This is a genomic window from Avibacterium avium, assembly GCF_900454535.1.
GTDB classification, from domain to species: domain Bacteria; phylum Pseudomonadota; class Gammaproteobacteria; order Enterobacterales; family Pasteurellaceae; genus Avibacterium; species Avibacterium avium.
In genome coordinates this window covers 1092291-1108176 of sequence record NZ_UGSP01000001.1, presented here as the reverse complement: position 1 = coordinate 1108176, position 15886 = coordinate 1092291, and the positions used below count along the sequence as shown (strand labels likewise).

The following is a 15886-nucleotide window of genomic DNA, read 5'->3' as shown; positions in this document are numbered from 1 at the left end:
AGTGCGGGGATTTTTTTCATTATTTTAAGAAAGCAAAATTCGTCCAAATGGGAAGGCTTGCTGTAATAAAAAAGAGCAATAAAAGCGTTTGATAGCTAAGTTTCGTCTGTTTAATAATTGGAAAAGCAATAATCACCATTAATACAAGATGCAATAAAAAGTATAGCCCTAACGCCAATTCATTAGCAAAAACCACCGCACTTTGCAGTGCTAAATAAACTAACAGAACAGAAAAAATGGCATTAAGCAGTAAGAAAATAATCATTATGAATGGCAATAATGCGATAAATCCTTGTAAACGGTTTTTACTGATCACAAGAACCAAATTGGCCAAAATAACCCCTAATAGAATTTGCCCGAAAGGGGAATAAGGCAATAAAGCCACCCAAGATAGCTGGGTGAAAATTAACCCATACACCACAATGCCTAGAACAGCTAATAACGTAGCAAAAAGCAAAATAGATTTACGCAACTGAACTTCTGCTGGTTGGAAATAGATGGCTAAGGTTGTACCTATTCCACATAAACAAAGCATATCCATTAGCACATAATGATAATTAGAAAATAGGCTTAGCAAGAGCCAAAATATCCAATAAATTAAAAAATAATTATTCACCTTAATTAAGCGCGAACGTTGCCCATTACAAATTTCGCCCTTATGACATACCAAAATACAAAGCAATTGTGCAACAAAAACAGCAAGACTGAAATGTGAAATAGCCTTTGACTGACCTTGTAAATAAAGGGCGAAGCTATCTAGCGAAATTAACAATAATAAAGGCAAAAAGCAGGTGATAAAAAATACAGGCTTGGATTGATTTTCTGACATAATATTTCCTTTTCGTCATCTAAGCGGCACATTATGCAGAAATTTAAAAGAGCGGTCAAAATATCTCTGATTTTTAACCGCTCTTTTTCTACTATTTCGTCAATAAATCCAACGCTTCTTGGTATTTATCCACGGTTTTTTGAATGACATCTGCGGGAACTTTTGGCGCTGGGAGTTCTTTATTCCAACCGCTGTTTTCTAGCCAATCGCGGATAAATTGTTTATCGAAAGATGGGGGATTAACACCTTCTTGATAGGTATCCACCGACCAGAAACGGCTAGAATCTGGCGTTAGCACTTCGTCCATTAAGGTGAGCGTGCCGTTTTCATCTAAACCAAATTCAAACTTGGTATCACAAATAATGATGCCTTTAGTGAGTGCATATTCTGCCGCCGCTTTATAAAGGGCGAGCGCTTTTTCTTTCACTTGGGCTGCCAGTTCTGCGCCAATCAATTGTTCACATTCTGCATAACTGATATTAATGTCGTGATTGCCCACTTCTTCTTTGCTTGACGGGGTGAAAATGGGTTCAGGTAATTTGCTCGCTTCTTGCAAGCCTTTTGGTAATTCCAAGCCACAAATCGTGCCTGTTTGTAAGTAGTCTTTTAGGCCGCTTCCTGTAAGGTAGCCACGCACGATAGATTCAATTTTAATCGGCGTTAAGCGTTTACAGACAACCGCACGATCTTTGACTAAATCCGCTTCCGCTTTCGGTAACACATCATACACCGTATCGCCAGTGAAATGATTCGGCATAATTGAGGCTAATTTATTAAACCAAAAATTGGAAATCTGGGTAAGAATTTCGCCTTTGCGCGGAATAGGATCATCTAAAATCACATCAAATGCAGATAAACGATCGGTGGCAACCATCAGCATTCGTTTATCATCAATTTCATAGAGATCGCGCACTTTGCCCGAATAGATTTTTTTTAAACTTAGCTCGCTCATTTTGGCCTCTTTTTAATTCGTGAAAAAACTGTTGCATATTGTACCGCACTTTTCCCCTTTTGAAGCAAACGATTGCTTAATTTTTTTCATTCAGGGAAAAATCGCGCAAAGACAAAATAAAAGATTGAGAATAGGCTAAATATCAGGGAAAATAGAGCCCATTTTTTGACGATATACTTAGAGAACAATGTCTTTGAACGATTATCCACAACAAGTTAATAAGCGCAGAACCTTTGCGATTATTTCCCACCCCGATGCGGGTAAAACCACGATCACGGAAAAAGTGCTGCTTTACGGAAATGCCATTCAAAAAGCAGGCTCAGTAAAAGGAAAAGGCTCAGCCCAGCACGCGAAATCCGACTGGATGGAAATGGAAAAACAACGGGGAATTTCCATCACCACCTCGGTAATGCAATTTCCTTATAACGACTGCTTGGTGAATTTGCTTGATACCCCCGGACACGAAGATTTCTCGGAAGATACTTACCGCACATTAACTGCGGTAGATAGCTGCTTAATGGTCATTGACAGCGCAAAAGGGGTTGAGGAACGAACCATTAAATTGATGGAAGTTACCCGTCTGCGTGACACGCCAATTCTCACCTTTATGAATAAATTAGACCGTGATATTCGTGATCCGATGGAATTATTGGACGAAGTGGAAAGCGTGTTAAATATCCATTGTGCGCCTATCACTTGGCCAATTGGTTGCGGAAAGCTTTTCAAAGGCGTGTATCATTTATACAAAGACGAAACCTATCTTTACCAAACAGGACAAGGGCATACCATTCAGGAAGTGCGCGTGGTGAAAGGCCTTGATAATCCTGAGTTAGATGAGGCCGTAGGTTCAGATTTAGCGCAACAATTACGCGATGAATTAGAGCTAGTGAAAGGTGCGTCTAACGAGTTTGATCTGCCACTCTTTTTAAGCGGTGAACTAACCCCTGTGTTCTTTGGAACGGCGTTGGGTAACTTTGGTGTTGATCATTTTCTTGATGGCTTAACCCAATGGGCGCCCGCGCCACAAGCTCGCCAAGCGGATACACGCATTGTAGAAAGTAGCGAAGAAAAATTGACCGGATTTGTGTTTAAAATCCAAGCCAATATGGATCCTAAACACCGCGACCGTGTTGCGTTTATGCGTATTGTTTCGGGCAAATATGAAAAAGGAATGAAACTGCGCCACGTTCGTATCGGCAAAGATGTGGTGATTTCTGATGCGCTTACCTTTATGGCTGGCGATCGCACCCACGCCGATGAAGCTTATGCCGGTGATATTATCGGCTTGCATAACCACGGAACAATCCAAATTGGCGATACCTTTACCCAAGGCGAAGAATTAAAATTCACTGGCATTCCAAACTTTGCGCCAGAATTATTCCGCCGCATTCGTCTTAAAGATCCGCTCAAACAAAAGCAATTGCTCAAAGGTTTGGTACAGCTTTCCGAAGAAGGTGCGGTGCAAGTTTTCCGACCATTAACTAATAATGATTTAATTGTTGGTGCGGTTGGGGTGCTACAGTTTGATGTGGTGGTTGCGCGCTTAAAATCAGAATATAACGTTGAAGCCATTTACGAAACCGTAAATGTCGCTACGGCACGTTGGGTGGAATGTGATGATGCGAAGAAATTCGAAGAATTTAAACGCAAAAATGAACAAAATCTCGCCCTAGATGGGGGGGATAATCTCACTTATATTGCGCCAACAATGGTTAATCTCAATCTTGCCCAAGAGCGTTATCCTGATGTCGCGTTCTTTAAAACAAGAGAACATTAAAAAACAGAAATGGGCATTTCGCCCATTTTTATTTTCGTTTTAAAAAGAAAAGTGCGGTAAAAATTTCCCAATTTTTTACCGCACTTTTTACTGTTTTCTATGACGGCTTAATTTTAACCGCCTGCTAACTTCACAGTAAAGCCCTTTTGCTCTAATAATTGTTTGAGTAACTCTCGTTTTTCGCCTTGAATTTCAATCAAGCCATTTTTTACCGAGCCACCGCAGCCGCAGCGTTTTTTCAGTTCAGCGGCTAATTTTTTCAATTCATCATCGGGCAAATCTAAGCCTTTTATTACGCTAACACCACTGCCCTTTCTTCCGCTCACTTGGCGCTCAATACGAATGATGCCATCACCTTTAGGGCGTTCAGGCTGTGATTTTTCTGATTTGATTCGGCCTGTTTCGGTGGAATAAACTAAGGTACTTTCTGACATACTACCCCGCAATAGACGCATTGATCGCACGCAACACTTCTGCTGGATTTTCAGCTTGCGTAATCGGGCGGCCAATAACCAAATAATCAGAACCTGCTTGAATTGCCGCTGCTGGCGTCATTACACGGCGTTGATCGCCAAAATCAGAACCAATCGGGCGAATACCTGGCGTGATCAATTTGAAATCTTTGCCACAATGTGCGCGTAAAATTTCTACTTCTTGTGGTGAGCAGACTACGCCATCAAGCCCTGCCCGTTGGGTTAAATGCGCAAGACGGATTACTTGTTCCATTGGTGAGGCATTAATGCCAATTTGTAGCAAATCAAGATCTTCCATACTGGTTAGCACGGTAACGCCAATTAAAATTGGTGCATTTTTACCATAAGGTTCAAGAATATTTTTAGCTTCTTCCATCATTCGTAAACCACCACTGGCGTGCAAATCGACCATCCAAACGCCTAAATCTGCTGCAGAACGCACCGCTCTTGCGACCGTATTAGGAATATCATGGAATTTGAGATCAAGAAAAACGTCAAAATTACGGCTGTGTAGCTGTTTAATAAAATTAGTGCCTAGGGTGGTAAACATTTCTTTTCCCACCTTTAAGCGACATTGGCTTGGATCAAGTTGATCGACAAGGGCAAGCGCTTGCGCTTCTTTTTCATAATCTAGGGCAACAATCACTTTACTGCTCATTTTCACGTCCTCGTTAGTTTAGTTATATTCAATATCTGGCGTTGGTTTGATGCTTTCCCATTGACGACAAGAAGGACAGCACCAAATAAGTTTGTTTGTTTGATAACCACAATTCGTACAGCGATAATCAAAACCCTGCTTAATTCGCTCACCCACCATTTTTGATAGCAAAATCAGGCTTTCTTTACCGCGTCCTTCTTCGGCACTTTCAATTTGATATTGGATAAAGCGATGGAAAACAATGGTTGTGGGGTTCTGATTGAGTTGTTGATAAAGTTTTGCTTGTGCTGCTACAAGGCCATCTTTTTCTGCAATAAAATCAGCTAAGGCAAGATCAACGGCACTGCTTTTGCACACTTGGCTCGCTTTAATGAGAAAAAGCTCAAAATTATCTTGCTGATGTAACTCTTCATAGCAATATTTTAAAGCCGACAGCGCTTCAGCAATGTAAGCGGGGTTTTGCTGCAAAATATTTTCTAAATTTTTTACCGCACTTTGATAATCCAGTTGCAACATTTCATTTTGCGCGAGTAATAATGACGCTCGGATACAATTTGGATAAACGGTTAAAGCGCGCTGTAAAAGTGCTGTAGCCATTTTTTTTTGCTCAGCATCAAGGGTTTGGGCATATTCACAATAATAATGTGCCAAGGGGATAGGATCAAAGTGCGGTGAAATTTTGGCAAGTTTTTCCGCCACATTAATGGCTTTTTTCCATTCTTTCATTTTTTGGTAAATGACCGCCAGTTGCTGTAATGCGTTTTCCGCAAAATCTGGCTCATCAACCAAAAGGATATACAATGCTTCAGCACGATCAAAAAAACCAACAGTCATAAAATCGCGTGCAAGCTGTTGTTTGGCAAGCAGTTTTTGTTCAAAACTATAATTAGGGCTACGATCTAAGGCTTGGTGAATTCGTAATGCACGATCCACTTCGCCACGGGAACGGAATAAATTTCCTAAGGTGAGTTCGGCTTCAAATTGTGAACTTTGTTCAATTTCATTCTCTTGCTCTTGTTTTTGTAGAATATCCAAGAACAAATCAACTGCTTTTTCTTGCTGATTAGAAAGAAGTAAATTCACCCCTGTTACATAATCACGGGATAACTTGTTGGTGATTTCTTCCTGATCCTTTTTCGCACTACGATGCCCCATATACCAACCATAAGCTGCGGCAATAGGAAGCAGTAGAAAAAGCAGTTCAAGCATTATTGTGGAGCCTTATCTCGGCTTGATGTTAATTCAGTAACTTGTGCGGAAAGGCGTTTTACCTTGCGTGCTAATCCCATATTTTTTAGTTTTAATTTGAGATAGAAAAAGCCAGTAATAAACCAACCTAACAGCAAGCCAAAACCAAATAAGATAGCCACTAACGTGGAAAGCTGTAATTCGCTTTGAGCAACAATATAATTAAAGGTAATGACTTGATCATTATTCGCCCCAATGGTGATAGCAACAAGCACAACGGCGAGTAAAATAATAAAACCAAAAATATACTTAATCATTACGCACTCCAAAAGATTTATATAAATACAAAAAACGACACAAAAGGTGCCGTTTAGTTAGCTGACTATTATGCTTGAGCATCTACACGCATTCTAAGATCTTTACCTGCTTTAAAGTGCGGTACAGATTTTGCGTCTAATTCAACTTTTGCACCCGTTTTAGGATTACGTCCTACACGAGGCTGACGGAAATGTAGTGAAAAACTGCCAAAACCACGAACTTCAACACGCTCTCCATTTTCCAAGGTTTGTGCAATTTGCTCTAAAATTTCTTTTACTGCATTTTCTACATCTTTAACTGAAATAGAAGGATGTTGTTGAACTAATGTTTCAATGAGTTCTGATTTAGTCATAATATTCTCCTAACTATCAAGAAGTTAGCGTGAGTTTTCCCACGCCAACTTTAAAGGGAACTAAAATTATTCACCTTTAGCTGCTTTGAATGCTTCAGCCATTGCGTTTGGAATAACTACTTCTTCTTTATTCACGCTTGCAACTGCTGCCGCTTCTTCAGCTTGATCTTTCGCTTTCACTGATAAGTGAACTAAACGCGCTTTACGATCTACACCAGTGTATTTCGCTTCAACAACATCACCTGCTGCAACTTCGCTTGTTAAGTCAGCTGCACGGATATAACCTTCAACACCGCCGTCTAATTCAACTTTAGCGCCTTTTGCATCTGCTTCAACAACTTTAGCACTTACGATAGCGCCTTTTTTGTTTGCTGCGATGAAGTTATTGAATGGATCATCTTCAAGTTGTTTGATACCTAAAGAGATACGCTCTTTTGCTGAATCCACTTGTAGAACTACGGCAGAAACTTCGTCACCTTTTTTGTAGTTACGAACGGCTTCTTCACCTGGTACATTCCAAGAAATGTCAGATAAGTGAACTAAGCCATCGATACCACCTTCAAGACCGATGAAGATACCGAAATCAGTGATTGATTTGATTTTACCAGTAACTTTATCGCCTTTGTTGTGCGTTTCAGCAAATTGTAACCACGGATTAGGTTTGCATTGTTTTAAACCTAAAGAAATACGACGACGATCTTCATCGATTTCTAATACCATCACTTCAACAGTATCACCTAAGCTAACCACTTTAGATGGGTGAATGTTTTTGTTTGTCCAATCCATTTCAGAAACGTGAACTAAACCTTCAACACCTTCTAAAATTTCAACGAAACAACCGTAATCTGTTAAGTTAGTTACTTTACCAGTTAATTTGCTGCCAACTGGGTGATTTTCTGCGATAGCAACCCAAGGATCTTGACCTAATTGTTTTAAGCCTAAAGAAACACGAGTGCGATCTTTATCAAATTTTAATACTTTAACTGTGATTTCATCACCTACATTCACGATTTCGCTTGGGTGTTTAACGCGTTTCCAAGCCATATCTGTGATGTGTAATAAACCATCAACACCACCTAAATCAACGAACGCACCGTAGTCAGTTAAGTTTTTAACTGTACCTTTAACTTCTGCGCCTTCCGCTAGGTTAGCTAAGATTTCTTCACGATCTTGGCTGTTTTCTGATTCGATTACAGCACGACGAGAAACAACAACGTTGTTACGTTTTTGATCTAATTTGATTACTTTGAATTCTAATTCTTTACCTAATAAGTGATCTGCATCGCGTACAGGGCGAGTATCTACTAATGAACCAGGTAAGAATGCACGAACACCGTTTAACTCAACTGTGAAACCACCTTTCACTTTACCGTTGATTAAACCGATAACAGTAGCTTGATCTTCGTAAGCTTTCTCTAATTCGATCCAAGATTCGTGACGTACTGCTTTTTCACGAGACAATTTAGTTTCACCGAAACCATCTTCAACAGCGTCTAACGCAACGTTTACCACGTCGCCAACTTTAACGTCTAATTCACCTTGTGCATTTTGGAATTCTTCAGCTGGGATACGCGCTTCAGATTTTAAACCTGCATCTACATATACGAAGCCTTTTTCAATAGCAACAACAGTACCGTTAACGATTGAACCTAAACGAGTTTCAAGGTCTTTTAATGATTCTTCAAAGAGTTGAGCAAAAGATTCTGACATAATTAATCTTCTAAATTTAGTTAATAACGTCCACTTTATATCCATAAAAAGTGGGGCTGATAATAAATGTTTATCCTTCCTTGAATAAACTGACGAAAATAATTTAAGCCTTAAAAATCAACCTTTTGGCGGATATAATCAAGGGCTTGAGCAATCACTTCCTCAATACTTAATTCCGTGCTGTCTAATAACAACGCGTCCTCAGCAGGTTTTAAAGGGGCGATTGGGCGATTTCTATCGCGAAAATCACGCTCTTCTATCTCGGCTAAAATCTGTGCAAAGTTACCACTAATTCCCTTAGTTTGCAACTGTTTATAGCGTCTTTTCGCTCTTTCTTCTGCGCTAGCATCTAAAAATAACTTCACCTGCGCATCGGGGAAAACCACGGTTCCCATATCACGCCCATCAGCAATAAGCCCTTTTTCATTGGCAAAACTTTGCTGTAATTGCAATAACGCAGCGCGAACTTGTGGGAATACCGCTACTTTAGAGGCGGTATCTGCCACTTCTTGCGTGCGAATCTGACGACTCACATCTTCCCCTTCTAAAATAATTTTAACTTCATTATCTTCAGGTAAAAATTCGACATCTAAATGACGAGCTAAATGTGCCAAAGCCGCTTCATCATCTAATGGCACCTTCTTTTTTAACCCCGCCAATGCGGTAACACGATAAATCGCTCCGCTGTCTAACAAGGCAAAGCCTAGCTTTTGCGCCAAGGCATAACATAGCGTCCCTTTACCTGCGCCACTCGGCCCATCAACGGTGATCACGAGATTTTTCTGCATAGTTATTCGTTCTCTTATTGTGTTTGTGAATCGGAAATAATATATTTCATCATATTAAATATATCAAAGTGCGGTAACTTTTGGGCTTATTTTTAGTTAAATACTGCGCTTAAATCGGTTTCCAGTTTATCCAACATTTCATAGCGCTTACGATACATAGAACGCTTTTTACTCTGAATTTCTTCCAAAGGCTTACGCTCAATCTCTAACGGTAACGCCCAATAACCCTGTGTATTCAGCTTTCCATTGTTTTCTTGCCAGAATTCGTCATAGTTGAATAAAAGTCGATTAAAATCATTCCAGCGGTATTTAGATTGGTTCTTATGAGCTATAGCGATTAATTCACAATCCCAGAGCTGACTTAATAATTTAAATACATTAACAATCATAAACATCGGGCGAATCCCATGTAATGATTTGGTAGCTGATTTAACCAATTGTTGAGAATTCTCCTCATTAGGCCCTTGAATTGAAGCAATTAATAATTGATTTGGAGATAAAAAAGTGAAAGATGAATCATACACGCTTTCATTATCCTGGTTTTTAATATTAATGGATAAAAAACCTTCAAAAGGATCTATGGCATTAATGTTTAGATAAAGCTTCAGACCATCAGGTAACTCGGATAATAAAATGTGATTTTGTTTTGCCAACTTATCAACAATGGATGTTCCCAAAAATTTTTCTGATAATTCAAAGTTATTTAAGATTGCTTGAATACGAGCTTTCTTGCTAAAACGGGTATCGCAATACTTTCTTAAAACAGCATTGTAGCGATAAGGTACTTTTTCAAAAATAGGCAACCATTGCGGATTCTGATTAAGAAAATGAACAAACTGATTACATTCTTTATAACATTGCAAACGATAGAAATAGTAACGAATACGAGAACGTAATCTTTTTAGGAATCGCTTATCATAAGGTTGTAAGATTTTAAAATCAGGAAAAGAAAACAAGCTGGACATAAATGTACCAAGGTTAGTGGATAAATAAAGTGGCGATTTTAATAGAAAAAATCCGGCAATTCAATGCAATTTCATCAAAGCTAAAAAAGCCCCAACTCAATTTGAGCGGGGCTAATGAAAATAGATCTAGCAAAAATTATTCAGATTTTACTGCTTCTTTTAATTCAGCTGCTTTCTCTGAAACTGCGTTAGATGCTTCTGATACTTTGCTTTCTGCAGCTTGTTTTAATTCTGCTGCTTTGTCTGCTACGGCATCTTTAACTTCAGTTGCTTTCGCTACTGCTGCATCTTTTGCTTCTACTGCTGCGTCTTTTACTTCAGCTACTTTATTTGCTGCCGCATCTTTTGCTTCAGTTACTTTATCCGCTGCTGCTTCTTTCACATCTGCTGCTTTTTCTGCTGCTGCATCTTTAGCTTCTACTGCTGCGTCTTTTACTTCTGCCGCTTTATCTGCCGCTGCTTCTTTAACTTCTGCTGCTTTATCTGCTACTGCTTCTTTTGCTGCATCTGCTTTTTGAGATACGGAATCCATCACTGATGATGCTTTTTCAGAAACGGCATCTTTTGCTTCAGATACTTTAGCTACTGCTGCATCTTTAGCATCAGTAATTTTATTGGTTACAGATTCTTTTACTTCTGCAACTTTTGCTACCGCAGCATCTTTTACCTCTGTCGCTTTTTCAACGGCTGCATCTTTTACATCTTTTGCTGCTTCTACTGCTGCATCTTTAACATCTGAAGCTGCTTGAGCTACTGCGTCTTTTGCTTCTACAACGCTAGATTTAGCTTGCTCTTGAACTTTACTGTCTTTGTCGAAACAACCTGTTACGGCTAAACTTGTTCCTAATACTAATAAAGCTAATAGTGATTTTTTCATTGTTTCTCCTAAATAGTTTTGTAATGATCATTTACAAACTTATTGTTTGCCCGCATAGTCTGTAACAAAAAAAGGTAAAAATAAACCTCTATTTACATTTTTTTACTTACGTTCAAAAAAGTAGCACTTTAAAAACATCAATAACCTATTGATAAATAAAGACTTTACAATAAATCATTAAAATTGCGTGATTTTATGTAAATCTTTGAACTTATTGAGAGTACGCGATAGGTCAAATTTATTCCACCCAAGTTACTAATTCTTCCATCGGTTTTCTTGATTTGGCTTTAATCTCTTTCGCACGATAACCAAAGGTTACCATCACAGAAACGCCCCACTCCGCTGGGTCAAACGCCCCCGCTTCTGCTAAAATTTGATTTACTGCTTCATAGTTAAAGCCCTCAATTGGACAGCTATCCACACCAATAAATGCCGCACCTGTCATCATATTTGCTAGGGCTATGTAGGTTTGCTTGCTTGTCCAATCAAATAATGCACGTTCACTTTCTAGCACTTTCATATCATTTTGTTGAAAAGTGCGGTATTTTTCTTTTGCTTTTTCCATTTGTTCCGCTGTTAAACCTCGTTTAACTAAGGCTTGATGCAAATAATCTGAATCATAGCGTACATTTTTCTTTGCTAAAATTGCGACAACATAGCTGGCATCATCAAGCTGAGAGATCATTCCCCAGCTTACCGGTTTAAGTTTTTCGCGTAATTCAGGATTTTGAATCACCACAAAATGCCAAGGTTCTGAACCAACGGAGCTAGGCGACAAACGTGCCAATTCTAAAATATAAGCAAAATCTTCAGGGCTTACTTTTTTGTTTGGATCGTAATAACGTGTTGCTGCTCGAAAACGAAATCGTTCTAGTACCTGATCTTTGCTGATTATACTCATTATGCATTCTCCCAATATGATTAAATTCGGCCATTATAGCAACCACAGCAAAATTGATAAAAATACAATTCATATTGAATTTGATAATTATCAAATAAAAAAAGTTACTCACTGCCAATGAGTAACTTTTTGTGAAAGAGAGAAATGAGGTTATTCAACCACTAATGTACGGCAAGTGTTTGTGCCGCCAGAAGTTAATAAATCCCCTTGAGTTAATAACACAAGATCACCAGTCACTAAATAACCTTTATCTTTCAACAATTGAATGGCGGATTTTAACCCTTCAATAGTACGGCTTTCTTGCTCAAAATGAACTGGCACAACACCACGATATAATGCACAAAGATTTAATGTTTCTTGGTGACGTGATAAAGCAAAAATTGGTAAGCCTGAGCTAATACGTGACATTAATTTAGCTGTATGACCACTGTTTGTCATTGCAATAATTGCTGCAACCCCTTTCATATGATTAGCAGCGAACATTGCTGACATTGCAACCGCTTCTTCAATCGTATCAAAAGTACGATCAACACGGTGGCGTGAAACATTTACGCTAGGCATTTTTTCTGCACCTAGACATACTTTCGCCATTGCTGCTACTGTTTCGGCTGGATACTGACCCGCTGCGGTTTCCGCCGAAAGCATTACTGCATCTGTACCGTCTAATACCGCATTGGCAACATCCATTACTTCCGCACGGGTTGGCATTGGATTGCTGATCATAGATTCCATCATTTGCGTTGCAGTGATCACAACACGGTTTAATTGACGTGAACGACGGATTAATTTTTTCTGCACGCCAACCAATTCAGGATCGCCAATTTCAACACCTAAATCACCACGCGCCACCATAATCACATCAGAAGCAAGAATAATATCGTCCATTGCTTCATCGCTCATTACGGTTTCCGCACGTTCTACTTTCGCAACAATTTTTGCTTTAAGACCAGCTTCTTCCGCTAATTGACGCGCATAGTTCAAATCTGCACTTGAGCGTGGGAAAGACACCGCTAAGTAATCCACGCCAATACGCGCTGCGGTAATAATGTCAGCTTTATCTTTTTCTGTTAAGGCATCAGCAGATAAACCACCACCTAATTTGTTAATCCCTTTATTATTTGAAAGAGGGCCGCCAACAGTGACTTCGGTGAACACTTTCGCACCATCAGTAGATAATACTTTTAGCTGAACTCGGCCATCATCTAATAATAAAATATCACCAGGAACAACGTCTTGTGGTAACGTTTTATAATCTAAACCAACAGCTTCTTGGTTACCTTCACCTTTTGGCAATTCCGCATCTAAAACGAATTTATCACCAATATTTAAGAAAATTTTACCGTCTTTAAAGGTAGAAACACGGATTTTAGGCCCTTGTAAATCCCCTAAAATCGCCACTGTTTTACCTAATTTTTGTGCAATTTCACGCACACGTTGCGCGCGTCCAATGTGATCTTCAGGTGTGCCGTGAGAGAAATTCATTCTCACCACATTAGCGCCTGCTGCGATAATTTTTTCTAGGTTGTTACCACGGTCTGTAGAAGGCCCCATAGTACATACAATTTTGGTTCGTCTTAGTCTTCTAGACATTATTTACTCCGTTGATCATTACATATAACTAAAATTTTTGGCTATTATACGATTAAAATGGAATGAGATCGAGATCACAAATTGTAAAAAAGCTGTAAGTTTTTTAAGCAATCGTTTATCTTTAAAGCAACTATTGAGAATAATCAAAAACTTACTTGTCATCAAAAACAAAACAATATATGATTTCCCCATTCCATTCAGTGCGACTATAGCTCAGTTGGTTAGAGCACCACCTTGACATGGTGGGGGTCACTGGTTCGAGTCCAGCTAGTCGCACCATTTTACTGCAAAATCTCTCATAACTAATCAAATCTTTATTAAAAACAACCGCACTTTATACTGGCCTGATTGTTTCTAACTCTATTACTGCATCAAATTCTTCGCATAGGCGCTGCAATTTAGGATCTTGTTGTAGCGCTTTCTGTGCTTCGGCTTTTAGCTGATGGTAAATTTGTTTGCGGTGATCCATTGAAGTGAGCTGATTGAGATCATCGCTATTTTCAATAATAAGTTGAATATCTTTTTGATAAAAATGGTTTAACGCCTGTTGTAACTCACGGCGGATAGGCTCTTCATTAAGGTGTTGATGACCTGAACGCAGAGCCAAAACGAGCTCATTTTCATCTTGGCGAACAATAAAGCTATTCATCGCCATTTGCTTGACTAAGCCAGAAATGCCTGTTTGCTCAATAATTTCCGTCCATTTGTCCTGTGCTTTTGCCATTGTGAGCACTTTTTCTTTTAATTCTGGTGTGGTGTTTTCCAAAATGGCTTTACGGATTTCTGACGGGCTGGCGCTATCCTGCTCCTCCGCCATTGCTGGATTACTCCAATTCCAGCGGTAGTTTTCGGGCAAATTGAGATCTTCTTCCTGATCAAGATCAGCAGAAAAATCTGACGAATTTTGCACCGCACTTTCACCCACAGGCTCACTCATTGGCGGAATCGTTGCTGCTGATTGAGATGGCGCTTGAGAAATAGCGGATTGAGAAACAGACGGCTGAGAAAGCTGATGAGTAGTTCGTGCCGTATTTTTTTGCTGAGTAAATTTACGCTCTACCACAGGCAAGCTGATCTCTTGCGAATGGGGAACTGCTGGCTCCGAAACTAGCTTTGCGTTATTGGCGTTAGTGTTTTTTTTTTCGCTTGTTGTCGGTTTAGAAAGCTGATCTAACGCATCAAGCACGTCTAAAGTAGAGTTGCTTACTGGCGAAGGTGAATGGCTTTGTGTGGAACGAACTGGCTGTCTAGCAGACGGCATTGTTTTGGTTTGTGGCGCTGAATTTGCTTTGATCTGTTGTGATACAACAGGCATCTCAACTAATTTTGCCGGATTTTGCACCGCACTTTGCGCAGTATGATTGCGCTCATTCACTTGTTCTACCGGCTGCATAGCAGGAGCTGCTTGGATTAATTTAGGGTGGAAAGCTAAAGCACGTAATAAAATCATTTCCACGCCCATTCGCTGATTTGGTGCGAAGGCAAGCTCTTTTTGTCCGTTTAAAATAATCTGATAGAAAAACTGCACATCTTCTGGTGGAAGATGTTTCGCCAAAAAGCCGATATGGCTTTCATCACTAATTTGCGCTTGTGGCAATAATTGACACATTGCAATTTTATGCAAATTTTCGGCCACCGCTTTTAGCAGTTCATTCCAATCGCCGCCTTTTTCCGCCACCGCTTGAATAGCTTTCATTAAGGCTTCACCGTTGCCCTGCTGCAACGCATACAAAATATCAATAGGCTGGCTGTCATCAAGCAAGCCGAGCATTGTATTTACTGCATCAAGGGTAATATTGCCGTTGCTCATTGCAATGGCTTGATCGGTTAAACTTAGGCTATCGCGGATACTGCCTTGTGCCGCTTTAGCTAATTTTTCAATGGCAAGAGGTTCAAAGGGGAGCTTTTCTTGCTGTAAAATAAAGGACAAATGATCGGCGATTTGTTGCTGATCGAGCGCTTTAAGATGAAATTGAATACAGCGAGATAAAATGGTAATCGGCAATTTCTGCGGATCAGTGGTTGCCAGCAGAAATTTTACATATTCAGGCGGTTCTTCAAGGGTTTTCAGCAAGGCATTGAAAGAATGGCGAGAGAGCATATGCACTTCGTCAATCAAATAAACTTTATAACGCCCTTGCACCGGTTTGTATTGCACATTGTCGAGCAATTCACGGGTATCTTCCACCTTGGTGCGTGAAGCGGCGTCAATTTCAATGAGATCGATAAATCGCCCCTCTTCAATGGCTTTGCAATGTTCGCATACACCGCAAGGCTCAGCGGTTACGCCATTGACACAATTTAACCCTTTGGCGAATAAACGAGCAATGGAGGTTTTCCCCACGCCACGCGTACCAGAAAAAAGATAGGCGTGGTGCAGGCGGTTTTCATTTAATCCGTTAGCAAGTGCGGTAAGAACAGGTTTCTGCCCTACCACATCGGAGAACTTTTGCGGTCGCCATTTTCTTGCTAAAACTTGATAACTCATTCCTTGCTCGCTTAGGATAA

At 39.8% G+C, this 15886-nt stretch carries 15 protein-coding genes and 1 tRNA gene; 2 read left to right on the top strand and 14 right to left on the bottom strand.

Annotation, left to right across the window (positions count from 1 at the left end; all coding sequences use genetic code 11):
- Positions 1-19: 19 nt before the first annotated feature.
- Both DYC50_RS05565 and DYC50_RS05560 read right to left on the bottom strand, forming a co-directional pair.
- Positions 20-829, bottom strand: a complete 810-nt coding sequence (locus DYC50_RS05565) for a hypothetical protein (protein WP_115249341.1) — start codon at positions 827-829, stop codon at positions 20-22.
- A gap of 91 nt (positions 830-920) precedes the next feature.
- On the bottom strand, positions 921-1781 hold the full coding sequence (locus DYC50_RS05560) for a phosphoribosylaminoimidazolesuccinocarboxamide synthase (RefSeq protein ID WP_115249340.1): 861 nt from the start codon (positions 1779-1781) through the stop codon (positions 921-923).
- Positions 1782-1968: 187 nt separating this feature from the next.
- Between DYC50_RS05560 and prfC the strand changes: the two genes are divergently transcribed.
- Positions 1969-3558 carry a peptide chain release factor 3 gene (gene prfC, locus DYC50_RS05555; RefSeq protein WP_115249339.1) on the top strand — a complete coding sequence of 530 codons (1590 nt, stop codon included), beginning with the start codon at positions 1969-1971 and terminating at the stop codon, positions 3556-3558.
- 113 nt (positions 3559-3671) lie between these two features.
- Here the strand turns inward: prfC and yciH are convergent, their stop codons facing one another.
- The 11 genes from yciH to pyk all read right to left on the bottom strand — a co-directional run bounded on the left by yciH (position 3672) and on the right by pyk (position 13378).
- Entirely contained in the window at positions 3672-3992 is a 321-nt protein-coding gene (gene yciH / locus DYC50_RS05550; protein WP_115249338.1) for a stress response translation initiation inhibitor YciH, read from the bottom strand.
- A 1-nt stretch (position 3993) separates the two neighbouring features.
- Positions 3994-4689: an orotidine-5'-phosphate decarboxylase gene (pyrF, locus tag DYC50_RS05545; RefSeq protein WP_115249337.1), complete on the bottom strand. Its 696-nt coding sequence runs from the start codon at positions 4687-4689 to the stop codon at positions 3994-3996.
- An 18-nt stretch (positions 4690-4707) separates the two neighbouring features.
- Complete coding sequence (gene lapB, locus DYC50_RS05540) at positions 4708-5898, bottom strand: lipopolysaccharide assembly protein LapB (RefSeq protein ID WP_115249336.1); 1191 nt, start codon at positions 5896-5898, stop codon at positions 4708-4710.
- Positions 5898-6194 (bottom strand): LapA family protein, encoded by a 297-nt coding sequence (locus tag DYC50_RS05535; RefSeq protein WP_103853140.1) that lies wholly within the window; start codon positions 6192-6194, stop codon positions 5898-5900. Before DYC50_RS05535 ends, lapB begins: the two co-directional genes overlap by 1 nt.
- A 68-nt stretch (positions 6195-6262) precedes the next feature.
- Positions 6263-6547 carry an integration host factor subunit beta gene (locus DYC50_RS05530; protein ID WP_103853141.1) on the bottom strand — a complete coding sequence of 95 codons (285 nt, stop codon included), beginning with the start codon at positions 6545-6547 and terminating at the stop codon, positions 6263-6265.
- Between the two features lie 66 nt (positions 6548-6613).
- Entirely contained in the window at positions 6614-8257 is a 1644-nt protein-coding gene (gene rpsA / locus DYC50_RS05525) for a 30S ribosomal protein S1 (RefSeq protein ID WP_115249335.1), read from the bottom strand.
- Between the two features lie 110 nt (positions 8258-8367).
- On the bottom strand, positions 8368-9045 hold the full coding sequence (gene cmk / locus DYC50_RS05520; RefSeq protein WP_115249334.1) for a (d)CMP kinase: 678 nt from the start codon (positions 9043-9045) through the stop codon (positions 8368-8370).
- A 92-nt stretch (positions 9046-9137) separates the two neighbouring features.
- A complete protein-coding gene (locus DYC50_RS05515; protein WP_115249333.1) occupies positions 9138-10010 on the bottom strand; it encodes a VirK/YbjX family protein in 873 nt (290 codons plus the stop codon).
- Between the two features lie 136 nt (positions 10011-10146).
- Positions 10147-10887, bottom strand: a complete 741-nt coding sequence (locus DYC50_RS05510) for a hypothetical protein (protein WP_115249332.1) — start codon at positions 10885-10887, stop codon at positions 10147-10149.
- A gap of 238 nt (positions 10888-11125) precedes the next feature.
- Entirely contained in the window at positions 11126-11788 is a 663-nt protein-coding gene (locus DYC50_RS05505) for an NAD(P)H-dependent oxidoreductase (RefSeq protein WP_115249331.1), read from the bottom strand.
- Positions 11789-11938: 150 nt separating this feature from the next.
- Positions 11939-13378: a pyruvate kinase gene (gene pyk, locus DYC50_RS05500; RefSeq protein ID WP_115249330.1), complete on the bottom strand. Its 1440-nt coding sequence runs from the start codon at positions 13376-13378 to the stop codon at positions 11939-11941.
- Positions 13379-13580: 202 nt separating this feature from the next.
- Here pyk and DYC50_RS05495 point away from each other — a divergent pair.
- Positions 13581-13657: transfer RNA gene (locus tag DYC50_RS05495), tRNA-Val, on the top strand.
- Between the two features lie 55 nt (positions 13658-13712).
- Here the strand turns inward: DYC50_RS05495 and dnaX are convergent.
- Positions 13713-15866, bottom strand: a complete 2154-nt coding sequence (gene dnaX / locus DYC50_RS05490; RefSeq protein WP_115249329.1) for a DNA polymerase III subunit gamma/tau — start codon at positions 15864-15866, stop codon at positions 13713-13715.
- Positions 15867-15886: the final 20 nt, after the last annotated feature.